12 protein-coding genes are annotated in these 8,822 nt (G+C 27.5%); 7 read left to right on the forward strand and 5 right to left on the reverse strand.

The genetic code is table 11. The features are described 5' to 3' along the window. The 4 genes from QZ357_RS09380 to QZ357_RS09395 form a co-directional block, all read left to right on the forward strand. Positions 1–1,813: hypothetical protein (locus tag QZ357_RS09380; RefSeq protein ID WP_290776475.1), on the forward strand; the 1,813-nt coding region annotated here is incomplete at its 5' end. Between the two features lie 31 nt (positions 1,814–1,844). Beyond that, a complete protein-coding gene (locus QZ357_RS09385) occupies positions 1,845–2,189 on the forward strand; it encodes an SRSR-binding protein (protein WP_022265613.1) in 345 nt (114 codons plus the stop codon). Between the two features lie 21 nt (positions 2,190–2,210). Further along, on the forward strand, positions 2,211–2,807 hold the full coding sequence (locus QZ357_RS09390; RefSeq protein WP_290776478.1) for a leucine-rich repeat protein: 597 nt from the start codon (positions 2,211–2,213) through the stop codon (positions 2,805–2,807). A 32-nt stretch (positions 2,808–2,839) separates the two neighbouring features. Further along, the gene (locus QZ357_RS09395; RefSeq protein ID WP_290776479.1) at positions 2,840–3,574 is read left to right on the forward strand and encodes a hypothetical protein; all 735 of its coding nucleotides are present in this window, start codon (positions 2,840–2,842) and stop codon (positions 3,572–3,574) included. 964 nt (positions 3,575–4,538) lie between these two features. On the opposite strand, the gene QZ357_RS09400 is transcribed toward QZ357_RS09395, so the two are convergent. From QZ357_RS09400 to QZ357_RS09410, 3 genes are all read right to left on the reverse strand, one after another. Next, on the reverse strand, positions 4,539–5,237 hold the full coding sequence (locus tag QZ357_RS09400) for a LytTR family DNA-binding domain-containing protein (protein WP_290776481.1): 699 nt from the start codon (positions 5,235–5,237) through the stop codon (positions 4,539–4,541). Between the two features lie 244 nt (positions 5,238–5,481). Next, positions 5,482–5,979 carry a hypothetical protein gene (locus tag QZ357_RS09405; RefSeq protein WP_290776483.1) on the reverse strand — a complete coding sequence of 166 codons (498 nt, stop codon included), beginning with the start codon at positions 5,977–5,979 and terminating at the stop codon, positions 5,482–5,484. Positions 5,980–6,321: 342 nt separating this feature from the next. After that, a complete protein-coding gene (locus tag QZ357_RS09410) occupies positions 6,322–6,675 on the reverse strand; it encodes a helix-turn-helix transcriptional regulator (RefSeq protein ID WP_290776485.1) in 354 nt (117 codons plus the stop codon). A gap of 133 nt (positions 6,676–6,808) precedes the next feature. Here QZ357_RS09410 and QZ357_RS09415 point away from each other — a divergent pair, with 133 nt between their 5' ends. Both QZ357_RS09415 and QZ357_RS09420 read left to right on the forward strand, forming a co-directional pair. Continuing rightward, positions 6,809–6,949: a hypothetical protein gene (locus QZ357_RS09415; RefSeq protein ID WP_290776487.1), complete on the forward strand. Its 141-nt coding sequence runs from the start codon at positions 6,809–6,811 to the stop codon at positions 6,947–6,949. A gap of 31 nt (positions 6,950–6,980) precedes the next feature. Beyond that, the gene (locus QZ357_RS09420) at positions 6,981–7,166 is read left to right on the forward strand and encodes a hypothetical protein (protein ID WP_290776489.1); all 186 of its coding nucleotides are present in this window, start codon (positions 6,981–6,983) and stop codon (positions 7,164–7,166) included. Here QZ357_RS09420 and QZ357_RS09425 read toward each other — a convergent pair. Next, the gene (locus QZ357_RS09425) at positions 7,114–7,467 is read right to left on the reverse strand and encodes a helix-turn-helix transcriptional regulator (protein ID WP_290776490.1); all 354 of its coding nucleotides are present in this window, start codon (positions 7,465–7,467) and stop codon (positions 7,114–7,116) included. The two genes, QZ357_RS09420 and QZ357_RS09425, sit on opposite strands and share 53 nt — an antisense overlap. A 485-nt stretch (positions 7,468–7,952) precedes the next feature. Between QZ357_RS09425 and QZ357_RS09435 the strand changes: the two genes are divergently transcribed. After that, a complete protein-coding gene (locus QZ357_RS09435) occupies positions 7,953–8,093 on the forward strand; it encodes a hypothetical protein (protein ID WP_290776494.1) in 141 nt (46 codons plus the stop codon). A gap of 26 nt (positions 8,094–8,119) precedes the next feature. Here QZ357_RS09435 and QZ357_RS09440 read toward each other — a convergent pair whose 3' ends face one another. Further along, positions 8,120–8,479 carry a helix-turn-helix domain-containing protein gene (locus tag QZ357_RS09440; protein ID WP_290776496.1) on the reverse strand — a complete coding sequence of 120 codons (360 nt, stop codon included), beginning with the start codon at positions 8,477–8,479 and terminating at the stop codon, positions 8,120–8,122. Between the last annotated feature and the right edge of the window lie 343 nt (positions 8,480–8,822).

The raw sequence follows: 8,822 nt of genomic DNA on the forward strand, positions 1-8,822 counted from the left end.
TGGATATGAAAATATACCAACAAATGTTATTAGATGCTTATTGAATAGGCTTTCACCTAAAATATTAATAAAAAAACATAATAATTATATATTGATTAAATCTTTAAGTTTTGAGGCAGAAAAGATTTATCAACAAAAACAAATATATAAAGAACATAGAGAAAAAGTTGGAAAATCTTTGTCTCAATATTTAAATGAACATTTTCAATCATCTTATAATACAGATGAATCTATAAAAGCTTTAATAGATTTTTTTGTAACAAAAGGATTTATTGTTGTCAAAAATCCTAAAATTTTAGAAATGGTAACTCAGAAGAATGGAAAATTAGATTATTATATTGCAAACTTTATAATAGATGAAAATAATAGACAAAGCATTATTTTTGATTATATAAATGATATGGTTAAAGGTTTTTTTGTGTCAGCGGCTATATCTACGGAGTCAAAAACTGGAAATATGGTTAAATCTAAATTCAAAGATACTTCTTTCTTTTTAGACACAACAATTATCATTCAGGCTCTTGGATTTAAATTGAAAGCTGAAAAAGAGAATGCACTTGAAATGATAGAAATGTTAAAGAATAAAGGTGCAAAGGTGTGCTGCTTTCAACATACAATGTTAGAAATAAAAAATATATTAAGAGCATATAAACACAATTTGGAAAATCCATATCAAAAACCAACATCATTTAATACACTTGAAGCGTGGGATGAACAAAGATTTACACCTAATGATGTTGATAATTTTTTGGCAATATTAGAAAGAAGAATTTCTTCAATAGGGATTGAAATTATTAATCCAAATTTTAATGAAGATGATTACAAAAAATGTGATATTAACTGTGCAGAATTACGAGACTTCATAGGAAATAATATTTTGTATAAGAATCAACAAGCACTTGATTTAGATGTTAATAGTGTTTCAAGTATTTATGCTTTAAGAGCTGGAAATAAATCTAATGAAATTGAAAAATGTGGATATATTTTTGTTACACCTAATACTAAATTAGAAGCAAATGTAAATAGTTTCTTTAGCCAGAGAAATAAAAATGAAATATCATGTGTAATTTCTGATATTGATTTGTCATCAATTATTTGGATAAAAAATTATTCAACAAATAAGGACTATCCAAAATCTAAGTTAATCGAAAATGCGTTAATAAGTCTTGAACCATCCAACACATTTATGGAAAATTTTTTTGATATAGTAGAAAAATATAGAAAAAATGGCGGCATATCTGATGAAGAAGCAGTTGCAATTCGTACTGATATTTATTGTAGGCGGCAGTTGATGAATATGACAAATGGTAATCCTAAAAATATAAAGGAAAGTCATGTGCCTGAATTACAGAATTATATCAAAAAAATGTATTTAGGTAATGAATATGGAAAATCTGAGCAGATGCTTCAAAAATATCAAGAAGAACAAGATAAAAATAAAAAAGCTATAGACAATGCTATATCAGAAATATCTAAAAGTGCAAATAAAATTAAAAGATATGTAATGAAAATTATATTTACTATTTTTACATTAGTAATTTTTATTATTATATTAATATCACTATGCAATATGGTTGTTAATATATCTAAATGTTTTGAAGAATATACAAGTATTTGGGGGTTAATATGTAATATAATTGTAATTCTACTTGGTGTTTGGGGTGTATTTGATTTAATTTTTAGTAAAAAAGGTTTATTAAAAAAGAAGAGTGAATTTATTGCAGAATATTTTGCAAGTAAAGAAAAAGAAAAGAAGAAAAAAGAATTTGAAAAAATTCTTGGAAAAGAAGTATTTGATAAATATAAAATTTAAAAAATTTTATTAATAATTTAGTGGTGATAATATGAAGGCAGATTTTAAAATAAGTTCTAAAGATATAATCAATGAATATAAATCGGCTTCTTCTAAGTCTGCGGTTGGAAAAATTTTAGGAATATCTTACTCTAAAGTTGTTAAAACCTTATTATCTGCTGGTATTGACATAGAAGATGAACTTGCTGATAATATATTTGATTTAAAATGTCAAGGTTTTACTAATCAAGAAATTTGTAAACAATTAAATATAAGTATGAAGGTATTAAATGCTCATACACCATATGCAAAGGGTGCATATGGACTACCAGATGATGAAATATCTGAAAAAGCTTTATATTATCGCCAATGGAAAAATAAGAATAAAAATAATTAATATTTGAAAGGAAGTATAATTATGTGGACTGTAAAAGAAGTGATAGATAATTCAGGAATGACAATAGAGGAATTTGCAAATCATTATGAGATACCTGTTGAAACATTAAAAGAATGGTATAACGATAAGGAAAATAAAAGAAACTTATTGGATAGAGAAATAACTAAAAAGAGAAAAAAGGAAAGTGGAAAAACTAAAATAAGCACATCTAAAGACGGATATAGATTCGCTAAATATGGAAATTTTTCTCTTATGTTAAATAGAAATAATTCTAAAGAAGCAAGTATTGACAATTATGATGAAATATTTCAGCAAGAAGCAGAGGAAAGAGAAATTGAACCAGTAGATATTATAATCCCAAATGAAATAGGTTTTATTAAAATAAAAAAGATTATATTTATGTCCTTTTCTCAAAGAAATATAGGTACAGTAAAAATCGAAAATGGAATAGAAAGAATAGAAGATAGTGCTTTTATATATTGCTTTAATTTAAGAAGTATTTCTATTCCTGAAAGCGTAAATTATATAAGTAAATACGCTTTTAAAGGTTGTAAAAATCTTGATGAGCAATCAAGACAAAAAATTCTTTCACTTGCACCTGAAACCGAATTTGAATAAACTAATACTTATATAAAGTAGGTGGAAAATATATGTCTGATATTTCTTTTCAACAAATTTTAACTAAAACTATTATAGAAGTCGATAACAAATTTATGGAAAAAATATGGGATTCTCTTGAGAAACACATCAGGAGAGAATATGTTCCACCTTTATTTAGTGATTATACAATCATATTAACAGAAAAAGGTGCAAATAGAAAAATTCTAAAAAGAAAATTTGAAGATAATGTTTATTATTACAATCTTTCTATTGAAGAACAAGAAAAAGCCGTAGATAAAGCATTAAAAGAAAATGGTTTGCCTGAGGATATAGTACGATATTATTATGTAAAATATCTTAGTGCTACCGAATGGAAAATAACTATATTTGAAGCTGAAACTGAGAAAGATAAAATTGAGAAAGTATGGACAATAGAATGTGTGTATAGAAATACACCAAGTGAAGATGGTGAATTTTATGGTATAAAAGTTAAGTTAAATAAAGATGATAATAATTCAATAGATTTTAATAATCAAATAGCTGCAAAATATGGCATTTATAATATGTCAGATTATGCACGACAGATAGGTACTTTTGCACTTGACCTTGTAAATGCAATATCTTATTATATGCAGCACTATAATCCAGATGTTGAATATAAATTAATCAAGGTAAAAGAACCTAAAAAAAGTAAAAAGAAAAATGGAAATGGAGGGTATAGACAGAAAATAACTTTAAAATCTAAAATATCACGATACATTTTATCTGATGAAACAAAAATATAAGAACCTATCGAAAAATAAAACCTTGCTGGCAGGTAAGAGGTTATTATCAAAGGTTTGGAAAAGAAAAGATTTTAAAATATATTCCTCCACGCATAAATTACAGGAGAGATATTAGTAAAATGGAAGATTTACAGCCAACACCCAATAGATATAATTTAATTGACAATGATGATAAATAAACCGCTCTCGTAAGCTGATGGAACAATTCGTTCTGTCAGCTTATTTTTGTTTTTAAAAAATATATATCATTATGCTTAGTTTTAAGGCTCTATAAGCGTTTTAAATAGAAGGTATGGAAAAAATATACTAAGAATGAAATAAAGTGTGTTACAGGGCGATTTAAAGCCAAATAGGACTATTCTACAATATAATATCCAATCTACTTGAAATAAACAAATAATATAAAGTTTATTTTTATTGGTAAATTTCTTATCAATTTTCAGATTTTTTTCACCCTCTAACCTCAATTTTTTCATTTCAGACCGTTATAATATTTATATAATCTTATTTTATATATTTAAGGAATATAGTCTATCCACGAAAATGAGGCATTAAAAGCGTGGATAAATTTGTGGAGAGAGTATATTCATTTACTTATATATATGGGAAAAAATTGATGAGTTTGGGTTGAGGTTTGAATTGGAGTTAAAAGGTGGAGAAGAAATCCCCACTCCAACTGCAATTCAGGATGTTGTATTAGAAAAATCAGGTTCCAACAGTCATAGAAATGTTTATGCCATCATTTCGTGATAAACTAAATAATCGTTTTGTTAAAAAACACTTTCACTTCCAGCTTGGCTTGCAGATATGGCTGATAAAGATGATGTAAATTGTTCTAAAATTTTACAAAATGCCCTTATGGACTATCTTGGAGTTAAACAATGATTTATTTTTAATGTTTAATTCAATAAAAATTAACCGCTCTCAGAGTTATTACTTTGAGGGCGGTTTTCGTTTAAGTGTATTAAAAATAAGTTGTAAATTTAATAATCACTTCAGTTGAATATTTGGCACTCATAGGAATTTCAACACCATTGATAAGTGTTATTTTGTTTCTTTCTATATCTCTTATTTTTCTAAGATTAACAATGTATCCAGAGTGACAACGACAAAATACAGGAGGTAGTTCTTTTATCAAATTTTTAATTAAAATTCTTTGAGTAAAAATATCGTTGTCAGTAACAATTTTAATATTATGACCTTTACTTTCACAATAAAAAATTCGATTTAAAACTATACTGTAATATTGTCCTTTGTATTTATAAACATATCTTTGATGAAGTGTAGCAAAATCTTCAAGCATAGCTTGTATACCTTCGGTTAATGCTTTTTCATCTCCTTTTTTTATAAAACGATATACTCTATGCTTGATAGATTCACCAATAAATTCTGTATAGCTTGTCACATAAAAAATAATAATGCTTTCATTTTTAGTATATAACTTGTCACCTGAGTTTAATCCATTAATTTCTGGCATATCAATATCAAGAAAAACAGCATCAAAAGGACACTTTGAATGTGCTTCTAAGAGTTCTAATGGACTGGTATAGGCAAAGAAGTTAAACTCAAAATTATAATTATCATATTTAGCAACAATGTTTTTTGTTAATTTTATTAAATTTTCAAGAGTAACTTTTTCATCATCACAAAATGCAATATTCATATTTATATTATTTGAAGATTTATCAAATATTATAAATGGAAATTTATTGTTAATTTGGAGTTTATTTGAAATTATGTCAAAACAAAATGTAATTATGCTGTTTTCTACATTTAAAGCTACTAAAATGTTATAAATTATTAGAAACAAATTCCAATGCAAAACGAAGGGGTGATTAAAATGTGCTTATAATCAAAAAGAACGGCTTACAAGCCGTTCTAAAAGGTGGGAATAGTTATATGTATATTTAATCTATTTTGAGCCAGTATGGGCTGTTTTCAGCTTTATCTAAACATTTATCACTGAACCACATACAGTCCGTATCAACTTTAACACTGCCATCGTAGTTGTAACCATTTTTAAAATATACTGTATATATTTTACAATCTTCAGTTTTACCACACCAATCGCAAGTAGTTTCAAGATAAGTTTTTTCACCTGAAAAGCAGCCTTTAAGAAAATTAAATACGATGCAGCCTAATATTACCACAATAACAATGGCTATAAAATAAACTACATATTCTGAAGCTTTTGACTTTACTTCATTTAAGCTCTCACTTAATTCTTCTTCGTTTTCGTCATCATTTTTGTCTAAGTTTTTATTTGAAAATTCGTCTAAGTATTCCTCATCTGAATTTGGGCTTTCGTCTAAGTTTTCCTTATTTAGAGATTCTTTCTCTAAGGTTTCTTCGTTTGTACTTTCTTCATCTAATAAAAATTTTTTCGTTTTCTTCATATTTTTCATACTTGATACCACCTTATGTATAATTTACAAATTATTCTACAATAACTTGTTATTTATATTATAATTTGATAATTTACGAAAGTCAAGGATTTAATAAAAATATTTCTATTTTTGTGAAATAAATTAGCTTGTAAAGTACGAACAAATGTTCTATAATTAAAAGAAAGGAGGGGTGAAAATGAAATATAAAGAGTGGATAATGATATTACTTGATAAGATAGACGATGAGGAGGTACTATGTAGAATATATTGTTATATACATAGAATTTATGCTGATTGGGTATTGTCTAAAAAATAAAATTAAAGCTCTCTACTGTATTATTGGTAGAGAGCTTTAATAATTTAAAATATTTTTTTTAGTGTTTTTATAAATTCTTCTCGCTCTGTTGCAGATAATGCTAAATAATTTTTTAAAATTTCCATTTCGGTATCATTAAGGTTATATTGTACAATTAGTTCATCAAGTATTCCAATTGGTTTAGGTAAAAACATATCGTTTTTTTCATCGTCCATTAACCAAGGTCTATTTACATTAAATTCTCTACAAATTGCCATAATAACTTGTTCACTGGGGATTCGGCGATTGTTTTCATATGAACACACTGCTGATTCAGTTATTCCTAATTTTTTACCAAATTCAGATTGGCTTAAATTAAGTGTTTTTCTTAGCAACTTTATTCTTTCACCTAAAATCATATTGTCACCTCCTTTAATTAATGTTATTATAACATATTTTCTGTACTCAGTCAAGTTTTTTTAAAAAAGCACTTGACAAACTGAACAAAGTGCATTATAATATGAACATAGTTTAGAAATCGAGGTGAAAAACATGAAAGACAAGATGAATAATTTTGAAAGTGCTATTGAGTTACTCGAAACATTAAAGACAATGACAAGTGATGAACAGAAGCTTGCCCTTATGCTTATTAAGGGTTATTCAGCAGGTGTAAGTAGTAAAAATTCAACATAAAATGGCTTTGAACAGAGAGGAGGATAAGTGAATGAAACGAATTACGGAGAGCCAACGAAACGAAGCTGTAAACCTTATAAAACTGATTCAAAAACTTAGTAAACCTGAACAAATGGGTGTTTTAATGATGATACAAGGTGCGAGTATGATAAAAGGGACAACTCTTAGTTGTCCCCATTCTGAACCTCCTGCACCGACTTTTGAAGAAACTCCATAAAATCTTTACGCAGATTATCGGGTAGTTCAAGGTATTCCTCAAGTATTTTCTTTTCAAGAGTAGACATATTAAACTCGCCGACCAGTTGGTCTATTGTGTCGGATTCACCTATTTCCCTACCAAGCAGGTAGTCAATGGTGACACCGAACATATCAGCAATTCTACAAAGAAGTTCTTGTTTAGGTTCGCTAACCCCTTGCTCATATGTTTGCCAAGCTCTTAGAGTAATTCCTAATGTATCTGCACATTGCTTTTGTGTTATTCCTTTATGTTCTCTAACATATTTAATGTTATTTTTCAAATTTAACACCTCAATTCACTTTCGTTATGTTACTAATAGAATAACATAAATTACGATAGTAGTCAAGTGAAAGTAACGAAATTTATTCAAAAATAACATTATTTATGCAAATTGCACGAAAAAGGATATAAGATTTGTAATATCAATAACATAAATTATGTTATGAAAATGTTGACAAGTAACAAGAATTATGATATTATATAATCACAGCAAGGGAAACTGAACTGAATAAGACGGCAAGTGTCAGAAAGGAGAACGAAATGGACGAAATGAACAGCTTTGAACTTGAAACATTCTTAAAGATGATTCTTGAAATCCTGAACGGATGTAAAGACATAGAAGAAGCAAGAGAAAAAATAAAAGCCTTGCTGGAAAGGTAACAACAACCCAGCAAGGCAAACAACAAAAAAGATGAGGCGGTACTTGCCGCCGCCAAATCTTTATTTATTAAACCATAACGGCAAGAGAAAGTCAAGAGGTTGATTATGAAAAATAATGAAATTAAGCGTTTTATCCATTTATTGCAGACCTTGAATAAGGACAAACAAAAAGAATTGTACTTTATGCTTATTAAGGGTTATTCAGCAGGCATTAAGGTTAAAAATGCTAATGTAGGAACAGTTTAATAATAAAAGTATCTAACAAATTGTAATTATTTATTTAAAATGTTTTTAAAGTATTCTTTGAATATTTCTCTTTTGTCGGGTTCAAGTTGTAAATAATTTTTGATAATATTAATATCTGTTTTGTCAAGGTTATATTTTTTTGCAAATTCATCAATAATCACATTCTCGTTATTATCAAATATTTCTCCTTGTTCTTGTGTAATCCATGCGTAATTAACATGATATTCTTTACAAACTTGCTGAATAAATAATTCTTTAGGTTTGACTTTCTTTTGTTCGATATTTTTAATAACACCAATAGTTACACCTACACGCAAACCAAATTCAGTTTGTGAAAGTTTTAGTTTGTCTTTTCGTAAATATCTAAATCTTTCATATATATCCATGGTTGTCACCTCCTGATTTTATAATTATTATATCATTTTTATAATGGATTGACAATCCATTATTTTTAAAAACAGATTAAAGAAGGATGTGGCAATATGAACGAGTACAGTTGTGAAAGTTTAAAAGAAGTTATTTTTGGTGTTGCACTTCTTATTTTTTATACGCAATTAACACCTCGTAAGTATTTTATCCTCACGAGGTGTTGACTATCATTCTTAATATTTTTGTGGTGGTGCGTTTGCAAATTTATCCTCTGAGAGTTCGACGACCTCTATTGGTTTGTCGGTGTCGCTTCGTGCTGCTCTGACTGCTGTTTGTGTATGTACTTCTTGTTTGTCCAAT

This window comes from Anaerofustis sp., assembly GCF_019420015.1.
In the GTDB taxonomy this organism is placed as follows: Bacteria; Bacillota; Clostridia; order Eubacteriales; family Anaerofustaceae; genus Anaerofustis.

Excerpts from the sequence above, each read along its gene's own strand:
- QZ357_RS09385 (WP_022265613.1), top strand. The coding sequence starts at position 1,845 with ATGAAGGCAGATTTTAAAATAAGTTCTAAAGATATAATCAATGAATAT.
- QZ357_RS09390 (WP_290776478.1), top strand. The coding sequence starts at position 2,211 with ATGTGGACTGTAAAAGAAGTGATAGATAATTCAGGAATGACAATAGAG.
- QZ357_RS09395 (WP_290776479.1), top strand. The coding sequence starts at position 2,840 with ATGTCTGATATTTCTTTTCAACAAATTTTAACTAAAACTATTATAGAA.
- QZ357_RS09400 (WP_290776481.1), bottom strand. The coding sequence starts at position 5,237 with ATGAATATTGCATTTTGTGATGATGAAAAAGTTACTCTTGAAAATTTA.
- QZ357_RS09405 (WP_290776483.1), bottom strand. The coding sequence starts at position 5,979 with ATGAAAAATATGAAGAAAACGAAAAAATTTTTATTAGATGAAGAAAGT.
- QZ357_RS09410 (WP_290776485.1), bottom strand. The coding sequence starts at position 6,675 with ATGATTTTAGGTGAAAGAATAAAGTTGCTAAGAAAAACACTTAATTTA.
- QZ357_RS09415 (WP_290776487.1), top strand. The coding sequence starts at position 6,809 with ATGAAAGACAAGATGAATAATTTTGAAAGTGCTATTGAGTTACTCGAA.
- QZ357_RS09420 (WP_290776489.1), top strand. The coding sequence starts at position 6,981 with ATGAAACGAATTACGGAGAGCCAACGAAACGAAGCTGTAAACCTTATA.
- QZ357_RS09435 (WP_290776494.1), top strand. The coding sequence starts at position 7,953 with ATGAAAAATAATGAAATTAAGCGTTTTATCCATTTATTGCAGACCTTG.
- QZ357_RS09440 (WP_290776496.1), bottom strand. The coding sequence starts at position 8,479 with ATGGATATATATGAAAGATTTAGATATTTACGAAAAGACAAACTAAAA.